The 19,066-nt window shown below is 46.8% G+C and carries 30 protein-coding genes; 25 read left to right on the top strand and 5 right to left on the bottom strand.

Annotated features, from left to right (window positions below; translation table 11 throughout):
* The first annotated feature begins 4 nt into the window (after positions 1 to 4).
* Positions 5 to 1,087: a DNA cytosine methyltransferase gene (locus tag NSQ39_RS17395; RefSeq protein WP_052948565.1), complete on the top strand. Its 1,083-nt coding sequence runs from the start codon at positions 5 to 7 to the stop codon at positions 1,085 to 1,087.
* On the opposite strand, the gene NSQ39_RS17390 is transcribed toward NSQ39_RS17395, so the two are convergent.
* Positions 1,076 to 1,462 carry a hypothetical protein gene (locus NSQ39_RS17390; RefSeq protein WP_057957766.1) on the bottom strand — a complete coding sequence of 129 codons (387 nt, stop codon included), beginning with the start codon at positions 1,460 to 1,462 and terminating at the stop codon, positions 1,076 to 1,078. The genes NSQ39_RS17395 and NSQ39_RS17390 overlap by 12 nt on opposite strands.
* 75 nt (positions 1,463 to 1,537) lie before the next feature.
* Here NSQ39_RS17390 and NSQ39_RS17385 point away from each other — a divergent pair, with 75 nt between their 5' ends.
* The 3 genes from NSQ39_RS17385 (at position 1,538) to NSQ39_RS17375 (ending at position 3,324) form a co-directional block, all read left to right on the top strand.
* The gene (locus NSQ39_RS17385; RefSeq protein WP_442853768.1) at positions 1,538 to 1,954 is read left to right on the top strand and encodes a sigma factor-like helix-turn-helix DNA-binding protein; all 417 of its coding nucleotides are present in this window, start codon (positions 1,538 to 1,540) and stop codon (positions 1,952 to 1,954) included.
* Entirely contained in the window at positions 1,947 to 2,435 is a 489-nt protein-coding gene (locus NSQ39_RS17380; RefSeq protein ID WP_065894315.1) for a hypothetical protein, read from the top strand. The genes NSQ39_RS17385 and NSQ39_RS17380 overlap by 8 nt, the downstream gene beginning before the upstream one ends.
* Positions 2,436 to 2,523: 88 nt before the next feature.
* The gene (locus NSQ39_RS17375; RefSeq protein ID WP_341016235.1) at positions 2,524 to 3,324 is read left to right on the top strand and encodes a hypothetical protein; all 801 of its coding nucleotides are present in this window, start codon (positions 2,524 to 2,526) and stop codon (positions 3,322 to 3,324) included.
* 38 nt (positions 3,325 to 3,362) lie between these two features.
* Here the strand turns inward: NSQ39_RS17375 and NSQ39_RS17370 are convergent, their stop codons facing one another.
* From NSQ39_RS17370 to NSQ39_RS17360, 3 genes are all read right to left on the bottom strand, one after another.
* Positions 3,363 to 3,536 (bottom strand): hypothetical protein, encoded by a 174-nt coding sequence (locus tag NSQ39_RS17370; RefSeq protein ID WP_341016232.1) that lies wholly within the window; start codon positions 3,534 to 3,536, stop codon positions 3,363 to 3,365.
* Positions 3,537 to 3,691: 155 nt separating this feature from the next.
* Positions 3,692 to 4,024 carry a hypothetical protein gene (locus NSQ39_RS17365; protein ID WP_341016229.1) on the bottom strand — a complete coding sequence of 111 codons (333 nt, stop codon included), beginning with the start codon at positions 4,022 to 4,024 and terminating at the stop codon, positions 3,692 to 3,694.
* A gap of 84 nt (positions 4,025 to 4,108) precedes the next feature.
* Positions 4,109 to 4,303, bottom strand: coding sequence for a hypothetical protein (locus tag NSQ39_RS17360; RefSeq protein WP_046132563.1), 195 nt, complete (start codon positions 4,301 to 4,303; stop codon positions 4,109 to 4,111).
* 476 nt (positions 4,304 to 4,779) lie between these two features.
* Between NSQ39_RS17360 and NSQ39_RS17355 the strand changes: the two genes are divergently transcribed.
* The 6 genes from NSQ39_RS17355 to NSQ39_RS17330 all read left to right on the top strand — a co-directional run bounded on the left by NSQ39_RS17355 (position 4,780) and on the right by NSQ39_RS17330 (position 8,667).
* Positions 4,780 to 4,998: a helix-turn-helix domain-containing protein gene (locus NSQ39_RS17355; RefSeq protein ID WP_046132562.1), complete on the top strand. Its 219-nt coding sequence runs from the start codon at positions 4,780 to 4,782 to the stop codon at positions 4,996 to 4,998.
* A gap of 549 nt (positions 4,999 to 5,547) precedes the next feature.
* Positions 5,548 to 5,937, top strand: a complete 390-nt coding sequence (locus NSQ39_RS17350; protein ID WP_006636938.1) for a phBC6A51 family helix-turn-helix protein — start codon at positions 5,548 to 5,550, stop codon at positions 5,935 to 5,937.
* A 1,270-nt stretch (positions 5,938 to 7,207) separates the two neighbouring features.
* Positions 7,208 to 7,372: a hypothetical protein gene (locus NSQ39_RS17345; protein ID WP_157678828.1), complete on the top strand. Its 165-nt coding sequence runs from the start codon at positions 7,208 to 7,210 to the stop codon at positions 7,370 to 7,372.
* The gene (locus NSQ39_RS17340) at positions 7,359 to 7,928 is read left to right on the top strand and encodes a hypothetical protein (protein ID WP_046132559.1); all 570 of its coding nucleotides are present in this window, start codon (positions 7,359 to 7,361) and stop codon (positions 7,926 to 7,928) included. The genes NSQ39_RS17345 and NSQ39_RS17340 overlap by 14 nt, the downstream gene beginning before the upstream one ends.
* Before the next feature lie 131 nt (positions 7,929 to 8,059).
* Positions 8,060 to 8,386, top strand: coding sequence for a hypothetical protein (locus NSQ39_RS17335; RefSeq protein WP_341016218.1), 327 nt, complete (start codon positions 8,060 to 8,062; stop codon positions 8,384 to 8,386).
* A complete protein-coding gene (locus NSQ39_RS17330) occupies positions 8,386 to 8,667 on the top strand; it encodes a hypothetical protein (protein WP_341016215.1) in 282 nt (93 codons plus the stop codon). The genes NSQ39_RS17335 and NSQ39_RS17330 overlap by 1 nt, the downstream gene beginning before the upstream one ends.
* Positions 8,668 to 8,686: 19 nt before the next feature.
* On the opposite strand, the gene NSQ39_RS17325 is transcribed toward NSQ39_RS17330, so the two are convergent.
* The gene (locus tag NSQ39_RS17325) at positions 8,687 to 9,235 is read right to left on the bottom strand and encodes a tyrosine-type recombinase/integrase (RefSeq protein WP_023856042.1); all 549 of its coding nucleotides are present in this window, start codon (positions 9,233 to 9,235) and stop codon (positions 8,687 to 8,689) included.
* A gap of 170 nt (positions 9,236 to 9,405) precedes the next feature.
* Here NSQ39_RS17325 and terL point away from each other — a divergent pair, with 170 nt between their 5' ends.
* The 15 genes from terL (at position 9,406) to NSQ39_RS17250 (ending at position 19,056) form a co-directional block, all read left to right on the top strand.
* A complete protein-coding gene (gene terL / locus NSQ39_RS17320) occupies positions 9,406 to 11,085 on the top strand; it encodes a phage terminase large subunit (RefSeq protein ID WP_330217799.1) in 1,680 nt (559 codons plus the stop codon).
* Between the two features lie 66 nt (positions 11,086 to 11,151).
* Positions 11,152 to 12,636 carry a phage portal protein gene (locus NSQ39_RS17315; protein WP_128748038.1) on the top strand — a complete coding sequence of 495 codons (1,485 nt, stop codon included), beginning with the start codon at positions 11,152 to 11,154 and terminating at the stop codon, positions 12,634 to 12,636.
* 93 nt (positions 12,637 to 12,729) lie between these two features.
* Positions 12,730 to 13,455, top strand: coding sequence for a phage scaffolding protein (locus tag NSQ39_RS17310; RefSeq protein WP_046132553.1), 726 nt, complete (start codon positions 12,730 to 12,732; stop codon positions 13,453 to 13,455).
* A 58-nt stretch (positions 13,456 to 13,513) separates the two neighbouring features.
* Positions 13,514 to 14,638, top strand: coding sequence for an SU10 major capsid protein (locus NSQ39_RS17305; RefSeq protein WP_046132552.1), 1,125 nt, complete (start codon positions 13,514 to 13,516; stop codon positions 14,636 to 14,638).
* 81 nt (positions 14,639 to 14,719) lie between these two features.
* The gene (locus NSQ39_RS17300) at positions 14,720 to 15,049 is read left to right on the top strand and encodes a hypothetical protein (protein ID WP_152654497.1); all 330 of its coding nucleotides are present in this window, start codon (positions 14,720 to 14,722) and stop codon (positions 15,047 to 15,049) included.
* Entirely contained in the window at positions 15,049 to 15,240 is a 192-nt protein-coding gene (locus tag NSQ39_RS17295) for a hypothetical protein (protein WP_046132550.1), read from the top strand. The genes NSQ39_RS17300 and NSQ39_RS17295 overlap by 1 nt, the downstream gene beginning before the upstream one ends.
* A gap of 14 nt (positions 15,241 to 15,254) precedes the next feature.
* On the top strand, positions 15,255 to 15,593 hold the full coding sequence (locus tag NSQ39_RS17290; RefSeq protein WP_046132549.1) for a hypothetical protein: 339 nt from the start codon (positions 15,255 to 15,257) through the stop codon (positions 15,591 to 15,593).
* On the top strand, positions 15,590 to 16,399 hold the full coding sequence (locus NSQ39_RS17285; protein WP_052948563.1) for a hypothetical protein: 810 nt from the start codon (positions 15,590 to 15,592) through the stop codon (positions 16,397 to 16,399). Before NSQ39_RS17290 ends, NSQ39_RS17285 begins: the two co-directional genes overlap by 4 nt.
* A gap of 15 nt (positions 16,400 to 16,414) precedes the next feature.
* Positions 16,415 to 16,804, top strand: a complete 390-nt coding sequence (locus tag NSQ39_RS17280; protein WP_046132548.1) for a hypothetical protein — start codon at positions 16,415 to 16,417, stop codon at positions 16,802 to 16,804.
* The gene (locus NSQ39_RS17275; protein WP_341016193.1) at positions 16,801 to 17,157 is read left to right on the top strand and encodes a hypothetical protein; all 357 of its coding nucleotides are present in this window, start codon (positions 16,801 to 16,803) and stop codon (positions 17,155 to 17,157) included. The genes NSQ39_RS17280 and NSQ39_RS17275 overlap by 4 nt, the downstream gene beginning before the upstream one ends.
* Positions 17,154 to 17,594: a hypothetical protein gene (locus NSQ39_RS17270; protein WP_128748047.1), complete on the top strand. Its 441-nt coding sequence runs from the start codon at positions 17,154 to 17,156 to the stop codon at positions 17,592 to 17,594. Before NSQ39_RS17275 ends, NSQ39_RS17270 begins: the two co-directional genes overlap by 4 nt.
* 17 nt (positions 17,595 to 17,611) lie before the next feature.
* On the top strand, positions 17,612 to 18,082 hold the full coding sequence (locus tag NSQ39_RS17265) for a phage major tail protein, TP901-1 family (RefSeq protein ID WP_341016186.1): 471 nt from the start codon (positions 17,612 to 17,614) through the stop codon (positions 18,080 to 18,082).
* Positions 18,036 to 18,332, top strand: a complete 297-nt coding sequence (locus tag NSQ39_RS17260; RefSeq protein WP_341016183.1) for a fibronectin type III domain-containing protein — start codon at positions 18,036 to 18,038, stop codon at positions 18,330 to 18,332. The genes NSQ39_RS17265 and NSQ39_RS17260 overlap by 47 nt, the downstream gene beginning before the upstream one ends.
* A gap of 56 nt (positions 18,333 to 18,388) precedes the next feature.
* Positions 18,389 to 18,754 carry a tail assembly chaperone gene (locus NSQ39_RS17255; RefSeq protein ID WP_341016180.1) on the top strand — a complete coding sequence of 122 codons (366 nt, stop codon included), beginning with the start codon at positions 18,389 to 18,391 and terminating at the stop codon, positions 18,752 to 18,754.
* Between the two features lie 83 nt (positions 18,755 to 18,837).
* On the top strand, positions 18,838 to 19,056 hold the full coding sequence (locus NSQ39_RS17250; protein WP_445662409.1) for a hypothetical protein: 219 nt from the start codon (positions 18,838 to 18,840) through the stop codon (positions 19,054 to 19,056).
* Positions 19,057 to 19,066 lie beyond the last annotated feature (10 nt).

Genomic DNA, 19,066 nt, shown 5'->3' with positions numbered 1-19,066 from the left:
ACATATGGGCGACTTTAACTTAACGCCGCAACTGCCGGCAAATGGACTGACGGTACTCGAACTATTCTGCGGAGGAGGACTCGGCGCAATTGGATTTAAAGCGGCCGGCTACGATATTGTAAAGGCGCTGGACTTCGATAAGAATGCCGTCAAAGCCTACCGCCACAATTTCGGTGATTACGTAGAACAGGCGGACATTAACGAAATTGATATCGATAGCTTGCCGGACACAGACGTAATCTTCGGCGGTCCTCCGTGCCAAGACTTCTCGGTTGCGGGTAAAGGCGCGGGAGCAGATGGCGAACGCGGTAAATTAATCTTCCGTTACCTCGAAATTATTGAGCGCAAGCAACCGAAAGCCTTCGTATTCGAAAACGTGAAGGGGCTGATTACGAAGCGACATCGCCCAACATTCGATGCCCTTATCGAAAGATTTAACGAAATAGGTTACGAGATTAGTTGGAAAGTGCTGAGCGCGTGGGATTACGGAGTAGCCCAGAAGCGAGAGCGAGTGTTCATCGTTGGAATACGAAAAGACCTCGGAATCACTTTCGAGTTTCCGAAGCCGTTAGAAGGCGATTATCAAACGAAGGTATTACGGGATGTTATCGGAGATCTGCCGGAGCCGGGAGTTCAGCTAAACGATAAGCAGATCGCATACTTAGACCGCAATCCGGCATCAGTTGCGAAAAATCGTCCGGTTACGATGGGAGAGCCTTCGCGAACTATTCCGGCAGTTATGGGCAAAGGAGTTCCTTACGGTTTGTTTTACGCTAACCACGATGAAAAATCTTACTGGACGCCAAAAAGCGAATACACCTACGATCAAGCTAATCGCGTTCAATCGATGGATAAACCGTCGAATACAATTCCAGCGCATCACAACAACGGTCAGCCGATTCATCCGACCGAAGCACCACGACGTTTCACAGTCCGTGAATGTCTCCGAATCCAATCTGCGCCCGATACTTACGTCCTGCCAGACGATATCTCCTTATCGGCACAGTATCGGATTGTGGGAAACGGAATCGCTTCGCGTGTTGCGTGGTATGTAGGGCGAGCTCTTGCGGAACAGCTACTCGTCTAACTGAAACGCGTATGTGTGCTTCGGATAGGCCAGGTACGGTTGTTTAGACGCCTCGCCATCCCCGATCAAATAATAGCGTTGCGGAAGCTTATCGACATCAATGCCGACCTTGCGTAAGAACGGCCTAGCCGACACGTTACCGCGCTTATCGAACTTAAACGGCTTGACGTCCGGCTGATTAACGAGTTCGGGCTTTCCGACCACAATGCGGTTTGCTTCTGCGTCATATGCAACCGTAAGATAAAACGGTCCGTCCGCAGGTAATCCGATGATTCGCCGGGCACCAGCCGAAATAAACAAACGTCGATGCTTTTCGATTGTTATATACGCTTTGAGGTTGCGTTCAAAGTCGTTTGATATCCACGTAAGAGCCATATCGAATCTCCTTACGAAAGTATTTACGTTAAGTATAGACGGATTAGTTACCGATAGTCAACAGTAGTGTGCGGATTGTTAACGAAAAAGGAGGCGGTTGTTATCGGAAAAGTCAAAATCGATCTACACCGAAAGGATCGCGAATTTGAAACGACATATGCGCTAGACAATGCGGAGGGCGTCAAAACGTTGCTCTCCGATTATCCGAAGTTCGTCAGCCGCAAACGACTCGGAGAATACGAAGCTGCCGAAGTGCTGCTCGATCTGCACAACGCGATTGAGCTTGCGTATCTGACCGACAGGCAGCGCGAAGCTATCCGGCTTGTATATTTCGAAGACCTGACGCAAGTGGAGGCAGGGAAACGGATGGGGATCGGGCAGGATGCCGTGTTTAAACATATCGATGCTGCTGCGGATAAGATCGCGGATATTTACTACTATTGGGCGGGACATGGCGAAGGATACTCGATGGGAGGACGAATTAATGGATAAAGCACTATTGCACGAAATGATTACCGAATTATATCAACGAACAAAGGCCGGAGAATTGGATCGTATTGAACGTATTAAGGAAATTAACGCACTTGTGGAAGCCTACCACGATTCAGTCGGCAAATCTCCGGACTCCGCCGCACTTGAACGTATGGCGAATCTTATTATCTACGAGGAGCTTTCGGACCCTCATCCGGATAAAATGGCTCGCGAAGAGTATCCGATTATGAGTGAAACCCAACGGGAGGAACGTATTAAGTCGGAAGCGTCCGAAAAACTTGCCGAAGAGTACGGTGCAGATGGCCGAAATTATAAAGTTCCGACGCGAAGAAAACGTTCTTCTTATGAATCTAAGTTCGTTGACAAGGCGGCTAGATCGCGAAATAAAGAACGCCGAAAACGATATAACGATTTCGTAAAAGGAAAATCCGAAGGACAATTTACGGTCAATATCGCAACCGGCGAAAAAATTATTCATTAATTGTTCCGTTTTAATCCGTTTTGCTGGCTATACGTTATGAGGGCGCCAAATCCGCGCTCTTTTATTTTGCGAAAAAGGAGACGATATTTTGAAAAGATTACGAGTAGTAAACGCAGAGACAGGCGAAGATCTATCGACAGACTACACGCTAAGGCACCGGAACCAGGACGACGCCTTCCGGGAACAGCAAAAGCAGGCTACGGACAGACGCGACTTTTCCAACGCCAATATGTCTAATATTCACGAAGTATATGACGCTCTCACAACGGCCCAGTGCGGGTATTTGATGTTGCTGCAATGCTACGTCGACTATAACGGTGTTCTCGTTAAATCTAGCCGCGATAAAACTCCGATGACCACGGCGGATATGATGTCCGTTCTACAGCTCGTAAAAAAGCCGCGAACGTTTTACGATTTCTTGAGCGCGTGTACTAAGCACGATATTATCAGGGAAGAAGACGGTATATACTCGGTGAACGAACGCTACCACTTCAAAGGTAACTTCGGAAGCCAGTACGTTGTCAAATTGTACACCGCGAAGATTAAGAAGGTATACAGCGAAGTGAAGGCGACAGACATCGGCTTGATCTACCGGATGCTGCCGTTCATCCACTACGAAACAAACGCTCTGTGCGCCAATCCTTTCGAAAAGAATCCGAAGCATATCCGATGGTTCAATAAGAAAGAGCTAGCGGCAGCGATCGGAGTAACGTCGGATACGCTTGGCCGACGGTTGAAACAGATGAAATTCGATGGGGAGTTCGTTGTTGCGCGAATAAAGGTCGGCAGCGAACCGGAGCGATATACGTTCAATCCTAACGTGTTTTATCGACAGTCCAAAGCGCCAGATAAGACGCTGCTTGCGATGTTTAACGTGAAGAAACCGTAAATAAACGAAAAAGGGCGCCGTAATTGGCGCCTTTCTTTTTATATGCTCTTTTTCATCCCACAGCGGCGGCACTCACGTAAGAAAACGCCATCTTTTACCGAACTCTTAAAAAGCGTATAATCGCAGTTGTCGCAGCGGCCATGATGAGCGTCCGGATACTCTTTGTAGTCGTATACAATCGTCGTATCATAGCCTTTTGTTTCGTATTCCACTCGTCCTCAACCTCCGACTATTAGAATACGACATTAGCTCGGGGGATTCAACGCCGTAGACAACGATTTTCCCACGAAATTAAAGCGTAGGAGCCGCCGGAATCTGTTGCGGGTATATTAGGTATCAGCGGCCGCTTAACGCCTGATTTCGTGTGTTATTCGATAACCTTAATCGCCTTAAATCCGCTGCCATTTTCGTATTGATCCTTCGTAAAAGTAACGCTAATTCTATCGCCAGGCTTTGCGTCTGTGACTGCCGGGTCGAAACTAAAGCCGCCGTCATCCGCTGAAACCGCGTAATCTTTTCCTTCGACAATATATTCGCGCTCAACCGTTTCCTGAGCGTCTTTGGCTTCGGCTGCCATGTCGTCAGCCACGCGATAAGCAATATCGACATCTTCGTTCAGCTTTGCGGCGTAAAAGCCGAGAGCCGCGTTGCCTGCGATTGATAGGCCGAGGATGGCCGTTAAAAGTTTCGTTTTATTCATCGTCATGACCTCCGCAATATATGATTAGAATTCGTAAAAATTAGAATGTATGAGCCGCCAACCATCGGCGGCTTGTAACCGTCCTTATTCGCGTTCGGTGTCTTTATCCACGATTGTGTATCCTAGACATGTAAGTGCAAAATCAAAACCTAATTTATATGCGTGATTTTCGTTCTTGAACTGCATATCAGGACTTTTGTAGAGATCGAGCATGTACTCGATTTCATCTGGTGCTAGCACTGGCGCATCGGGACTTATCCGTTCAATATCAATTCTCATTATCGTTTCCTCCTCGATTTTAAAATTAAAAGTATAGCTAAAACGATCGCTGATCCGAGGCCGACGTAGTCCAGGACGGACAGCCGGCCGAAGTTCATATCCGCAATCCAGGCGAGCAAGACGACAACTAACAAAATTTCGGTGGTATCAATTCGTTTCATTCGTGTTATAATTGATTGACAAGGGGCTTGCGCCCCTCGTAGCTTATGTTCGGCGACGGTTCTTCGTGGTGGGAGATCGTCGCTCTTTACTTTCGGCTTTGGACTGATCGTCCTTTCGCATCTTGCGGAGTTCAAGACCGAGCTTGATAATTCCGAGCCAAGATGCGGCGATTGCCGAAAGCTTCATGACTATGTCAATCAATTACGTTCACCTCCTTTCGTTAATTCTATTATAACGCATTACCGTTATAACGTCAATACGTTATTTACAAAAATATCGCTTTTACGATATAATTATCGCAGGAGGTGCCGGCAATGATCGTTAAAATAAAGCTAGCCGAGCTACTTGATCGGAAGGATATGTCGCAAAAGGAACTCGCTGAACTAACCGGAATACGTCCGTCTGCAATCAGCGAACTATGTCGCGGAATTAAGGAACGAGTACAACTCGACCACCTTAGCCGGATTGCGACCGCGTTGAACATAACGGACATACGGGAGCTTATCGACCTAGACGAAGACGCTGACGAATGATTGGCGTCTATTTCTTCGTGTTATTATCGTATATTTATGCGTTTATATGAATAATAATACGATAGATATGACGGTGAGAGGTCGGGTGATTATCGTCTTATTCTCAATTAGAATAACGTAATTGATAATGAACACGATCTTATTCGCACAAATCGGCCAAAAACACGACTTTATTCGCACAACCGAAAATGGGGTTCGCGCTTACAGCCGCAAGGGATACAGCGATTTTGAGTCCGGAATTACTTCTTAGTCTTCTGAATTCGAAGACTAGCGGGAACTACGTTTCACTCCGTCCCGCAGAAACGCAATCATGTATATTGTATAAATAATTGTATCGCGATAAAGGTCTTAATAATATCCGCGGACACGGAGGAGCGTAAGCGACGGAGTGGCCGCTATGTTTTAAAACAAACGGAAAGGAGTCCGTAAAACTAGCGAAAATAATTACGCTATCTTATCGATAACTACGCATATTTTACGTCCGTAGTTGTCTATACGTAATAGAAGGACGTAAAGCTACGTAAACTTAACGGAAAGGAGGGCGGAGAATTGGCTCGGAAACTTAGCGAAAAACAGATCGCTGCCATAACGATTTTAGCACAGCCGAAAAGAGGCGGAATGACTTACGATCAGATTGCCGAAGAAGTAGGCGTAAGTAGGCAGACGTTATATGAATGGCGGCAGAATGATTCGTTTAATGACGAACTAAAGCGTCAGATTATGCGGAACACTCTCGATCGTTTACCGGAAGTAATGGACTCCATACCGGATCATATCATTAACGACGGAAATGCTGCGATGTTTAGAACGCTGTTGCAGGCGCATAGTATGCTTACGGATAATGTAGTCGTAGAGAATAAGAACGGCAGCGATACGGATATAGACGAGATGAAGGCGCAGATAGAGCGTATGAGAGCGTTGCGTAAGGATGCCGAATAGTAGGCGCAGTATATAGGAAACGAATAGGATACGGAGGGTTTACGAGGGGTGACGGCGGATATTATTCTGTAAGCTGAAACCTCCTTGCGCGCGACCCTCCGATCACTTTGACGAAAGCCCATCCGTTTATGCAATATCTTATACATATCGCGCTGATCCTACCGAACATAAGAACGTTGATATGACGCGGTTTATACGCTGCATAAATAAAACGAAATACATAACGAAATACAACAACGAATGAACGTTTATATGACAACGATTGCGATGAACGTCAGTGTAACAGAATCCGATAGTGTTACACTCGATATACAAACGAATGAATACCGGATACACAACGAAGGAGGGGGCCGGGGAGGGAAAAACAAAATCCGCGGCTCCAGGCGCATCTTAAACGCGCATATCAAAAATTCACTTTGACTTTGCGGAGGTGCAGCCGATGTCACTAACGATAAACACTGTCGAACATAACTCGAATCCTTGGTCGCATAAAACGCTCGAACAACGCCTAATCGAATCGGGCGCGTATGACCTTCGCAAATATCGGAGAATCATCGATCTAGGGAACGGATACAGTCGCGTCGAACCGATGTGGACAGACGAAAGGCAGCCGCGATATGGAGATAGCGAAGAGGTCACGGAGAAGAGGCGTAGGCTACGAGAAACGATAGCATAACGATTTTCGCACGCAAATTACACGAAATTAGGCGTCTTAGCCTTCGCCGAGGGTATTCGGTAGGGTAACGGTTAGAATCGCTAATTTCGTGTAATTTTATACGTACCGGGCGCGTACCTCCTTACACGGGTCATTGAAAACCGCGCGAAATAAGAGGCGAGCGTTCGGAGCGCTTAACCTGACAAGAGCAACAGAAACGGCCTCACGGAAGGATTATAACCGGTCTTGCCTTCCGAAAAACCACGCTGCCCAACCTTGAGGCGGCGGGTGTTAATATTCAATACGTTCATATCTTGGCAGAATGAGCACGTATCAAGTGTGGCTGGGTTTCCGTCTTTACTGTACGTTCCGCAGTCAGGACACGTAGGTCTTGCGGATACAAGGATTGAAAGCAGCATTCTCTGGCACCTCCTTACCGGCGGTTTACCGGATTCGCGGGTCCGGTAGAAGTCCGCCTCTTTCGCCCTCATATTTTCTAAAATATTTGCCACTCGCGCTTTTAAATCTTTCGCAAATAGCGAACAGCTGGTATAATATTCCCTGAGAGGGTATATACTAGCACAAGCTGTATTCAAATCAGGAGGTGCTGGGTATATGAGAAAAGAGGGGGAGAAAGATATGAACGCATTAGCTTCAAAGAATTCCTTCAAGCCTTTGGATAAAAAGAAAAAAGCGTTATTAAAGAAATTCGTCGGTAGCTCATCATCAAAATTAGATTTGAACAAGGTCAGAGATTCCTGGAAATATGATAAAGATTGATTTTAATCGGAATTTTCGAGGGTTTTCCAATAAAGAGAAAATCTTGTTAGACACAGGTATTATACTCGCTCTGGCGAATGAGTATGATGCTTGGCACAACACAGTCAATAACCTCTTTGAAACTCATATTTTATCTGATGAAGACGATGAAAACAGTAAAGCGATTTTTCTTTTTGTTAATCCATTAATTATTAACGAGGTAACCCATCTAGCAGGTCGTCCTCTTGAGTCTTACCGAAGAAAGAAACCTAAGGAAGACTTTTCGAACATCAACCCTGAAAAAGTGGTCGATGAAACTATCAGCAACATAGAAGAGTTAATAGATAATGAGGTTTTTCTAGTAATTGACGGAAACAGAGAGGCGGTTATGGAGCAGTTCAAGCTCTACAAAGACTTAGGATCAGCTGACGCCGCGAACGTTGCGATAGCAAATCAGCATAGCCTAAACTTTTTAACCGTAGATAGTAGACTAGCAGAAAACATATATCTTAAAAGAAATCAGTTAACGAATATTCATAAGGTATACACTACATCAGGTAAGTACAGGACTTATTAAGTCCAACGCAATCAGAACGAGGGCGATCCGAATATGGGTCGCTCTTTTTGTGCTTGCGATAAATAAGCCGGAACGCCTCTCAACGATGCGGACCAAGCCCGGTATTTAAAAACGTAAAGGAGACGATGTGGATGGCGGAATCAAAGCGCGAATCAATCGGCAAAATTAAAATCGACTTGGATGTATCCGACGCGATAACCGGACTCAAGGCGGTTCAACGCGAGGCAAAGGCGGCGACTAAGGCGTTGGCTGAATTGCGGGAGGAACAGGTGGAGATTAGCGTTGAAGAGGCGGCGCGTACTCTCGAAAAAGATCTCGGAAATACTAAGGTGGATGTGTCTCAGTTAGCAGAAGCGCTTCGAATACTCACTCCTAGCGAAGTTTATCGCGTTAGTGCGCAAGAAGCCGGGGAATCTATGCGGAAACTTCTCGATGAAATCAATAGAGGCGATTGTTGATGGAATTCGTAGTCATGATAGTGGATACACCGGATCAGGCGCGGATTATCGAAAGCGTATTTAAGGATCTCGACAATGATCGAATGCATTTCCGAGCTTTAGCAGTAGGCCAAGCGGCAGTCGGGTGGCAGTTTAAAGGAACGCGGCCAACGACGGTTATCCTTGCGTATAGCGAACTTAAAACGGATCAGGAGAAGAAATGGGAGCGGGAGGTCGTCGGAAACCTCGGATATGCAGACGAACATCCTACGAGGCAGACGAAATGGGTTTCGCTTCTGTAAACGAAAAAGCACCGAAGTCCTAAACCTCGATGCTTTCGTAAGCTTCCGATATTTCATCGGCCGTAATCCCGATATATCTCAACGTCTCACGCTCGCTTGAGTGGTTGAGTATCGACATAATGCGCGTGATATCAACGCCGTTCTCGTATAGGCGGTAACCAAACGTCTTACGGAGCGAGTGAGTACCGATGCCACCGATCTTTTCGTAAATTCCGGCCCGTTTGGCTGCGTCGTTTAAGATACGATAGGCCTGAACGCGGGTGATCGGCTTTCCGCCACCTTGCCGACTGGCGAATACGTAATCGTCGTCGTCACCTTCGAGTTGGTTAACGATTTTGAGAACGGAAGGGCTGAACGTAATCACACGTTTTTTCTTCCGTTTCTTCTCCCAAATCGTGATCGACTTATGGCCACGAAGCTCTCCGATTTTAAACTTTAACAAGTCGCTGATACGCAGGCCGAACGCAGTTCCTAGCTGCCCTAGGTTCCGATCACGGCCCGGCTTCAGCGCGTTTATAAACTTGTTGTAATCGCGTTTTGACTTAATCGGGAATACTTCGTTTGCCATTTTGCTCACTCTCCGTAACATAAAAATTATTTTGTTACACTCATATTAACGAAAAAGATAACGAAAGTCAATACGAAAAATGAAAGGAGGCGATCTTTATCGCATGGGTTGATGGTCGTTGGCTGAAGCGGGGTGAAAGAGAAGAACTCATCAACGTATTAACCGAATACTTGGACGCGCTCGACGAAACTTACGGCGATGACATTCCTGCGTCAGAGATCGCCGACTATTACGAAAAAGCGACCGAACTTGAGCGTCTTAAACGGATTCATCGTTGCGAGGGAAACTTGCTCGAATTTTCTATCGAATACTTCTCGGACGCACGCAACCCGGACAATGACGGCAATTGGGACGGCTTCGACGTCACGGATGTAAGCGAAGCGCCGGCCTTCCACGTAGAGATCTGCGACATCATGAACGTAGTATCTACCGAAAGAGTTAACGAAAAGATTGCGGCAGCAGCGCCGCGTTCGCACGCCAAGTCGACGTATCTTTCGAAAGCCTTTCCGGTTCATGAGATCGTTTATCGAAAACGGAAATACACGATCATCATTTCGGAGACGCCATCGGTTTCAAAAGCCAATATGGAGTGGATTCGTAATCAGCTTAAGTTTAACAAGAAGCTGCGCGAAGACTTCGGGCCGTTGCTGTCGCCGCAAGACCAAGCGAACATCATCGATAACTCCGAATCATTTATCGCGTGGCATCCAGATGGGGACAGCCGGAAACAATTAGCGCTCGTTCAGGCGGCTTCGACCGGTCAGGCGCTTCGTGGACGTAACTGGAACGGAACGCGGCCGGATCTCATTATATGCGACGACCTAGAGGATGCACGGCCGGGAGGAAACGCAAGTACGCCGGAACAGCGGTCGAACCTTCGCGACTGGTTTTCACAGACTGTAATGCCGTTAGGAGATCCGAAAGGAAAACGGACGGCCTTCGTTTACATGGGAACGACCGTCCATATGGATTCGTTATTGATGCACGTTCTTTATAAACGATCCGACTTCGTAACGAAAGTCTATCGCGCGATTATAAAGCAGCCGGAACGCCTAGATCTTTGGGAAAAGTGCCGGCTTATTTATATTGATCGCGATAATCCGAATCGACTTGCGGATGCAGAGCGGTTTTACAAGGAAAACGAGGACGAACTCTTACGCGGAAGCAAAGTTTTGTGGCCGGACGTCCAGCCGTTGTTTAAACTGATGCGTTGGAAATGGGATAACGGCTCCAAAGCGTTCAATACAGAGTACATGAACAACCCGATCGATGAGGAATCGATGATCTTTAACCCGGAAAAATTCACGTATCACAACGGAAATATCGACTATATGAAGTATGACGTTTCTCTCGCGGTAGACTTCGCGATGGGTAAAGAACGCGGAGACTATTCCGCAATTGCGATCGTCGCTACCGATAAGGTTAGCGGCTCTATTTATGTCATAGACACGTTTGGCCAACGATTAAAGCCGGACGAATTCTTGAAAGTCATCGTCGAGAAGGTCATCAAGTACCAGCCGACCATAATCGCGGCAGAAGCTCAGGCGGCGCAAGAATTTTTTGTCGATGAGCTGAAAAAACAGCTTACACACGCAGGCTATCCGGCAGATACTCGCGTCAAGAAAGTAAAACACCGAAGCCGAAAAGAGCTCCGTATCGAGGCGCTATTACCTTCTATTGAAAACGGAACAATCCAATTCGATCGGAAACATGCACTTTTGCTTGAGCAATTCGAGCAGTACGGTACGGGCGCCCATGACGACGTTATCGATGCTTTAGAAATGGCGGTTTCGGCCGTTGTGAAGTCGCGTAGAAGAAAAGGCGGCAACGTTGGAAATTATCGTTACTGAAAGGAGGCGTTTTAAATCGTAGTCATTGACCGAAATTTTATAAACCCGTTTCAATTTGTTCTCCCGATGGAAGAAGCGCTTGGATCGAAAGAATTTCAGCGCATTGTTGACGAAATCAAGCTTTACCGACGCTACGAAGGCGATCTGAACGTTTGGACCGACTACGTTAAGCCGAAAGAAATCGATTATGAACCGACGCAGCTTACGATGAACTACCCCCGGAAGCTTATCGATTCGACTGCGGCCTGGCAATTCGAGAAGGAACCGAAAGTGACCGTTCCTCCGGACGTTCTCGACGATCCTGCGGACATGGTTAAGCCGGGATACACGCCAAGTCCACTACAAGAGGAAGAAAACAGCCGGGCAAAGGCGAAAGAACGCTTGCTGACGTGGGTATGGGAAGAAAACCGGATGCACGAGAAGCTACTCGCAGCAGCAAAGGATCGCGCAATCAGCCGAACCGGCGTTTATGCTCGATTGCATTACGATACACGCCGCGGAGAAATCAAAATACTGTGGCATCCGTCGACCGAAGTTATCGCAGTTCATAACGAATGGGATGTCGATCAACTTGACGAAGTTCATTTCGTTGCGTGGTTGGACGAGGAGCAGACGAAGCTGTGGAAGCTATCGTACTACCTCGAATGGGAAGGCGATGAAGAAACCGGCAACTACGATTGCAAGATCGAAGAAGCGATCTACGATGACGGACTCAGTCTTGTCGAGAAACGAGTCGAAAGAAAATCGATGGGTCTCGACTTTATTCCGGTCGTACACATTCCAACGGAGAAACTTTCGGGACAGACAAGTGGCTTCAGCGAACTTGAAAAGCTTATCGAAACGGCCGACGAAATCGATCGGAAGCTATCCGACTACTCCGACGCATTGCGGTTTGAAATGTTCGCGATCACTCTGCTAACAAACGTCGAGTACGATCCGAAAAATCCGTTTAAGATTGCGCCGGGAGCCATTTGGGACCTTGGCGAAACGAGTAAAGAAATCGGAGAGCCTGACGCAAAGAAACTCGAAAGCGGCTTTAAATTTAAAGAGGCGATCGAGGCGTATCTTGATCGTCTACAGAAGCGGCTTCACGAAATAAGCGAGGTTCCGATGGTTAACACTGCGGACATGAACACGGGCGGCATAAACGATATGGCGCTCAAATTGCTGTACAGTTCGATTATTTCTAAAACACAGCGAGCATGGATCGTTTGGCAATCGCGATTACAGACGTTGAATGAGTATATTCTGCGGTACATGAAAGCCCGACAAGATCATCCTCGCTTTAAATATGAGAAAGAATGGCTTGCACAAGTTGATGACAATTACGGAAGCAAAATCGTATTCGGACTTCCGTTGCCGGAAGATCAAAAGGCTCTCGTCGAACAGTTAGGCGAAGAAATCGCCAACGAAATGGAATCGATTAAGGGCGCAATCGTCCGGAGCGGCAAGGATAATCCGGAAGCCAAATTTATGGAGATTTTACAAGAACGAAATCTGAAAAAACAGGCCGAAGATCCTTATAACGCAGCACAAGAATCAAACGAATAACAACGCTCTTGACCTACGGTATTGTCGGTAAACTGCCGGTTGTTGTTATTCGTAATCTACAGTCTACTCGGACTTTAAACGTGGAGGTACGATATGCCAAAATTTTTACCTTTAAACCTACAGTTTTTTGCGGAACAAACAGAACCGGAAGATCCTAATGCTCAACCTACGGCTGGGGAGCCGGAACCAAAACCGACAGAGCAATCGAAGACACCGGAAAAGACGTTCACACAGGCTGAACTCGACGAAATTCTTAACAAGCGTCTTGAGCGCGAGAAAAAGAAGCAAGCCGAACTCGAAGAAAAAGCGAAACGTCTTGAAGAGTTAGAAAAGGCTGAAGAGGAACGCAAAAAAGCGGAAATGTCCGAAACTGAACGACTTCGAGCCGAAAAAGAAGAAGCGGATAAAAAGGCGGAAGAAGCAGCAGAGGCGGCTAAAAAAGCGAAGGAAACGGCCAATCAGCGAATCATCAATACGGAGCTTCGCGCAATCGCTCGATCTCTTAACGCAAACGATCCGAACCAAGTCCTCGCGCTACTCGATAAATCTGCGGTCGAAATTGACGAAGATGGCAACGTAAAAGGAGCCGAAGAAGTGGTCGCTGCTTTTAAAGAGTCAAGTCCGTGGATGTTTAAGCAGCCGATCGGGGCCGATGCGTCTGGAGGAAGTAACCCAGCCAAAACCAACATTCAAACGGAGATTGTCGCGAAAGAGAAAGAATTGGACGAAACGAAAAAATTAGCGCTTAAAAATCCGCGTTATCTCGGAAAAGTAACGAAGCTCTACAACGAACTTCGAGAGCTAAAAAACAAACGGTAATTCAGTCGCCTTTATGGCGGCTTTTTTAATTACAAAAAAATCTTAGGGGGATTTATTCATGGCAGTTGCACAAACGTATGATTTCCAGCAACAAGTTCGTGATATGCAAGCGAACGTAGACTTAATTCTTACGAAGGCTCCGGTTCTTTTCGGTTTGATTGGAACAGGTGAAGCCCTAACGCAAACAAAGTTCGAATGGCAGAACGATTATTTGAACAGTGACACAGCAATTGCTAAAGCTGCCGCAGCAGCCGACGCAACCGAAATCCAGTTGGACGCAGGTGACGCTCGCAAATTTACAGAGAACGCACTTGTACAAAACGGTCTCGAAGTATTGCGCGTAACAAAAGTCGACGAAGCTGCCGACAAAATTACGGTCCAACGTGGATATGACGCGACTACTCCAGAAGCCATCGAAGCAAACGGAGAGCTGAAGGTTATCTCTCGTCCTCGTCCAGAAGGTGAGTCCGTACTTAGAAAGAACGAAATCAATGACCGTATTGTATCGTTCAACTACTCTCAAATTTTCACGCGTTACGCTTCCGTTTCTCGTACGCAACAACAAGTTAATACTTACGGAGTTGCTGACGAGCTTGACTACCAGGTTAACTTGCGTTTGCAAGAGATGGTTCGCGAAATTAACAACTCTCTAATCTATGGACGTAAATACCAAGGATCTGATCTGCAACCTCGTACTTCCGGCGGCTTATTTGCGTTCGCTCAAGAACAGGGATCTGCTTCAAAAGATTTCGGAGGTAAGGAAATCACAGCAAAAGGCTTGAACGATGCTATCGAAGAAACTTTCAAACGCGGCGGACGTGTGGACACAATTCTTTGTGCGCCAAACGTTTCTCGTCAGATCACTAAACTTGCGGGCGATACTATCCGTACAACTCGCGGAGAGGGTCAAGTCGGTTATCAGATCATGTCCTTCATGAGTGATCTTCCTGGCGGTGCTGTTTCTCAAGTCGTTGTCGATCAAAACATGCCTAAAGATCGCGCATTATTGCTTGATCTTGACAATATCAAAGCGCGCTACCTGACTTCTATTTACGACCAAGATGCTACAGAACCGGGCGCTGACTACTTCGCGCGTGTAATCCGTGGTGAACTTGGTTTTGAAATCAAAAACGCAAAAGAGTCAGTAGCAATCCTTTCCGGAATCTCTAAAACTGTTTCCTAATTAACGGGGCCTTTCGAGGCCCTTTTTATTTTGAAAGGGGTGAGGCCGTAAATGGCTCTAAGTAATGAAGACGTACAACGATTGAATCTTATTTCACCGGCTACAAACGACCTAAAACTTGGCGACATCATTCAAAGTCTGCTCGCAGCATCCGGAGGTCCTGCCGAAATTCCAGACGGATCTATCACAACCGAAAAACTAGCGGATGGCGCGGTCCTTAACGCTAAGATCGGCGCTAAGTCGGTTACTATGGCGAAACTAGGCGACGACGTAACCGCAGCATTAGACGCAAAACTAACCGCATCCAAAGCGGCTACACAAGCGAACAGCGCAGCGACAGACGTTGCCGGCATTGTTGCAGACTTTAACGCATTACTTGCGAAACTTAAAACGGCGAAGTTGATGGCGTAATGGCGGAATATAAGACGTTACCAAACTACGAATTTAGCAGAGACGGTCTACACATCGTCTTTAACGGATACGGCGTTTATAAAACGAATGTTGAAAAGGAGATCGAAGCACTCGATAAATGCGCACCGTTCATTCAACGCGTGGATAAACCGGCGGCCAAGCCGAAAGCAGCGGCTAAACCGAAAAAATAACGGAGGTGATTCATGTGGCGGTTGAAGATCGACTAAGAACGCGTTTATCACGAGTGCCGGGCGTCACAGCGGATGACATCGCCGCATGGACTGCCGAAGCTGTTAAGGAAAGCGGCCTGAATCCGGAAGAACACGAAAATGCCGTGCTGTTTTGCGCACTCGGAATCGCCTATGAAACGATTGCGTCGGAAGCAGCTCGGTTTTTTAGTTTCGGAGATGGTGAGGAAACGATCGACAAGACGAATATCTTTGCGAATTACTCGCAGCTTGCGAAAGACGCGAAGAAAGATTTCCGTAAGCAACTCCGATTACTGACGAGTCAAAGTTTCGCACCAAGGGCGGACGGACGATGAGTAAGCAGGCGGAACTAGAACGACAGCTTAAAAAGGTGTCGATGGAATATCGGAAGTTTAACGCAGAGCAACAGGAGTTTGCGATTAAGGAGATCGGCCGGATTCGGTTAGAAATTATCGACATGCTCTCGGAGTACAGCGGCAGCGACGGAACTATTAAGAAGCAGCGTTTGAACAAACTACTTCGTGAGCTTGAGTCGATAGAAAAACTCGTACGGGATACCGGCATGGATGCGCTAAGCAAAGTTATCTCGGAGACGGCATCATTTACGAACGACGGGATCAAAAAATCGCTATCGGACGTTGTTGGTGCCGCAGCGATCTCCGGAGTTGCTTTCGATAAGATCAACAAAAACGTGCTGCGCTACATGATCAACCGTCTAGGGGCCGATGACCTCGTTTTATCCGATCGTGTTTGGAACTTTGCCGGTGATCAACGCGCCGAGCTCACAAAGGTTATTCGGTCCGGAATTATCCGGGGAGATTCGGTTAATACGATCAGCGCAAACGTGCGGAAAGTCTACGACAATGATGCGTGGAAGATACGACGTTTAGTTGTGACGGAAGGGAATACGGCGCATCGCGTCGCTACGGCCTATTCTGCGCAACAAAGCCAAGTCGTTAAAGCGGTTCGGGTCCATCGCGGGAAGGCAAACCGTCCGGACCACCGATGCACACAGCTTGAACTCGAAGACCGATACGGAATGGGGCCCGGCCTATACAAACCGACCGATTCAGAAATCTACATGATGCATATTAACTGCACCGGATACCTGACGTATGAAATCGATCCGAAATACCTTTAGAAAGGCGGTGGCTGCGTGATTGATTCGTATGATATTGCGTTTATGAAACAAGCGCGTGAAGACATGGTCGGAGGGCGGACGTATGAGATTACGGTAATTTATGAGGCGGGATTCGCCAACGATCCGATTACTGACGAGAAGAAACCGGTATATGACGAGATAAAGATCCCGTCCGTAGTTACCGAAATCAGTTCGGAGGTCAAGATCGATCGACAACTTCTGGATAGTATCGATGTAGAGGGCGGAGACATCTGGTTCTCTATTGCTATCGAACTGATTGCGGATATTTACGAAAATATCAAACGCGTTATCTATGACGGAAAAAATTACGAGGTTCTTTCGAAAGATAAGAAAGGCATCGGTGAACGGAATCATGCGGAGTTCGTTGGGAGGCGGATAACGTGAGGAACGGAAGGGTTCGTATTGATATAGAGGGCGTTAACCGAGTAGTTCGCGCCTTGGAATACGAAGGTCTTGTCCGCGATATCAGTAACACGACCGAGGCATACACCCGGAAGATGGCGAATGAATCTGCGGGTTATGCTCCGGTTAAGACCGGTAAGCTGCGCAATTCTATCGCTGCAAGTCCGGAAGAAATCGATCAAACGACGTGGGAGTACGGTTCAGACGTAGATTATGCGAAGATTCAAGAATATACGAACAAAACGCACAAAGCGTTCATTAGAAAATCCGTTTGGAACAACGAGTTGCCATATACGGAGAAAATAAACAGTCTTGTCCGTCAGTTAGGGCGGTGATCATTACGAAACAGATCGATTTACAATATTCGATTAAACAGCATCTTGCGGAAAAGACCGGCTATAAAGTCGTCTGGATTTATGACGGCGTTACATTGCCAGATACAAAACCGTTTATTACGATCGAACAAATGCAAAATAACACGTCGATGCTTGCGAAGCTTCGCGAGACAGTCCGGACGATCTACCACTTTCAAGTCGGAGTTTACGCTAATTCAGCGACAGAACGAGCGGCTATTCAGGAGACCGTCCGGAAGATTTTCCTGTTCGATCAGTTCAAGTTAATAGATGCGAATGACCCGAGTAAAGAACTCGGGCTTTTTTGCGTGGATATGACGGCCGAGACACCTATATCGGCTGAGGATTTATCGGACAAAACGAGCTACCATCGGGTCTTCTTTGATATCGAAGTGGACGCGACATACCAGGCTTATTAAACAAAGGGGGAGTTAATTTGGCAGTAGAATATCGCGGCGAAGAAATTTTATTCGCGGTCGTCATTGATGATGGGAGCGGCGAAAAACTTGTTCGGCCGTTTAACCAAACGAGCGGTTCGACGAGCACTGAAGCAGATTCTATCGATCTTGATACAAAGGATAAGACTGGAAGTGACTACGGAAAAGTTACTCAATCCGTATCTTTCGAAGGCGTCATCACTGAAGGCGATCCATTTGTTAAGGCGATGAAAAAGAAAATCAGAAATAAAGAGTTCGTTAAAATTTACGAGATTGATACGCGTACCAAAGAAGCTGAAGTCGGGTTGTATATGATTTCTAATTTCGAGCGCGAGTTCAGTAACGGGGACTTCGCGACTTACTCGCTTGAGGGATCACTAAACGGTGAAATTACCGAACAAACACTAACTGAAATTCCGACGGGTGCGCCTAGCTCGGACAGCGACAATCCAGCGCCCACCACTCCCTAATGCGCCCCAAAATCTATCGTACACAGCTACGGCAGATAGCGTAACGGTGAAATGGGACCCGGTAGATGGGGCGACATCATACAAAGTTTATAGAGGAGAGGCCAAAAACTTAGATGCTGAAGTTACTGGACCTCCTCATACATTGACCGGTATCGCAGCGGATACGCAGCTCACGGTTAACGTAACCGCAGTTAATGCGGCTGGAGAATCGACGATGAGTCAGATCGTTACTCGCACCACAGCATCCTAATTAAACAAATTCGGGGCGCCTTTCGGGCGTCCTTTTTCAATAGGAGGAATCGGAATATGGCACGTTTTGAAATCGAAGGAAACGAATACGAACTCAAGCTAACATACGCAAGCGTTGAATACTTAAACGGACTATACAAAGGCGGCTCATTCGAATTGATCGGAAAAGCGTTGATGGGTGATCTCGAAGCATTCCCGAATATCGTTCATGCCGGACTATTCCATACCGGAAAGAACTTCTCGATCAAAAAGGTTCGTGCGGCTATTGAAGCGGCTATCTCCGAAGAAAAGCTCGATATGGACGAGATTATGAAACTTTCAAACGAGGTTGTTTCTAAAAGTTTTTTCTACAAGAAAACGGTCGAGAAACTTCTGAAGAAAGATCCACAGGCAGCGGAAATGCTAGCGGACTTTCTGAAATAGAGGAAGTATTTCACGCCGGCTGGCGTTTTCTTGGGAAATCTCCGGAGGAAATCCGAAAGCTAACTCCCCGTGAATTCCACGTTTTGTTAGATGCAGAACAGGAGCGGAAGTATGATCGTTTCGAAGAGCACGCGCTAACCGCAATGATGATCGGAAAAGTCAACAACGCGCGGAAACGCATTAAACTTAGCGACCTATTCAAACGACCGGAAAAATCGGACGTATTAACGCAAAAAGCCGAGAATCTGTACGAGAAGCAGCAGAAAGCCAGCGAATGGTTGTCGCAGTTTGAAATCGAATAAGAAAGGAGGG

Source organism: Bacillus sp. FSL W8-0848 (assembly GCF_038007805.1).
Taxonomy (GTDB): Bacteria; Bacillota; Bacilli; order Bacillales; family Bacillaceae; genus Bacillus; species Bacillus glycinifermentans.
The sequence above is the reverse complement of the archived record's forward strand: the minus strand, read 5'-3'. Positions and strand labels throughout refer to the sequence as shown.

Bases quoted from the DNA above. Each gene is read 5' to 3' on its own strand.
- NSQ39_RS17395 (WP_052948565.1), top strand. From the start codon at position 5: ATGGGCGACTTTAACTTAACGCCGCAACTGCCGGCAAATGGACTGACG.
- NSQ39_RS17390 (WP_057957766.1), bottom strand. From the start codon at position 1,462: ATGGCTCTTACGTGGATATCAAACGACTTTGAACGCAACCTCAAAGCG.
- NSQ39_RS17380 (WP_065894315.1), top strand. From the start codon at position 1,947: ATGGATAAAGCACTATTGCACGAAATGATTACCGAATTATATCAACGA.
- NSQ39_RS17365 (WP_341016229.1), bottom strand. From the start codon at position 4,024: ATGAATAAAACGAAACTTTTAACGGCCATCCTCGGCCTATCAATCGCA.
- NSQ39_RS17360 (WP_046132563.1), bottom strand. From the start codon at position 4,303: ATGAGAATTGATATTGAACGGATAAGTCCCGATGCGCCAGTGCTAGCA.
- NSQ39_RS17355 (WP_046132562.1), top strand. From the start codon at position 4,780: ATGATCGTTAAAATAAAGCTAGCCGAGCTACTTGATCGGAAGGATATG.
- NSQ39_RS17345 (WP_157678828.1), top strand. From the start codon at position 7,208: ATGAGAAAAGAGGGGGAGAAAGATATGAACGCATTAGCTTCAAAGAAT.
- NSQ39_RS17340 (WP_046132559.1), top strand. From the start codon at position 7,359: ATGATAAAGATTGATTTTAATCGGAATTTTCGAGGGTTTTCCAATAAA.
- NSQ39_RS17335 (WP_341016218.1), top strand. From the start codon at position 8,060: ATGGCGGAATCAAAGCGCGAATCAATCGGCAAAATTAAAATCGACTTG.
- NSQ39_RS17330 (WP_341016215.1), top strand. From the start codon at position 8,386: ATGGAATTCGTAGTCATGATAGTGGATACACCGGATCAGGCGCGGATT.
- NSQ39_RS17325 (WP_023856042.1), bottom strand. From the start codon at position 9,235: ATGGCAAACGAAGTATTCCCGATTAAGTCAAAACGCGATTACAACAAG.
- NSQ39_RS17315 (WP_128748038.1), top strand. From the start codon at position 11,152: ATGGAAGAAGCGCTTGGATCGAAAGAATTTCAGCGCATTGTTGACGAA.
- NSQ39_RS17310 (WP_046132553.1), top strand. From the start codon at position 12,730: ATGCCAAAATTTTTACCTTTAAACCTACAGTTTTTTGCGGAACAAACA.
- NSQ39_RS17305 (WP_046132552.1), top strand. From the start codon at position 13,514: ATGGCAGTTGCACAAACGTATGATTTCCAGCAACAAGTTCGTGATATG.
- NSQ39_RS17295 (WP_046132550.1), top strand. From the start codon at position 15,049: ATGGCGGAATATAAGACGTTACCAAACTACGAATTTAGCAGAGACGGT.
- NSQ39_RS17285 (WP_052948563.1), top strand. From the start codon at position 15,590: ATGAGTAAGCAGGCGGAACTAGAACGACAGCTTAAAAAGGTGTCGATG.
- NSQ39_RS17255 (WP_341016180.1), top strand. From the start codon at position 18,389: ATGGCACGTTTTGAAATCGAAGGAAACGAATACGAACTCAAGCTAACA.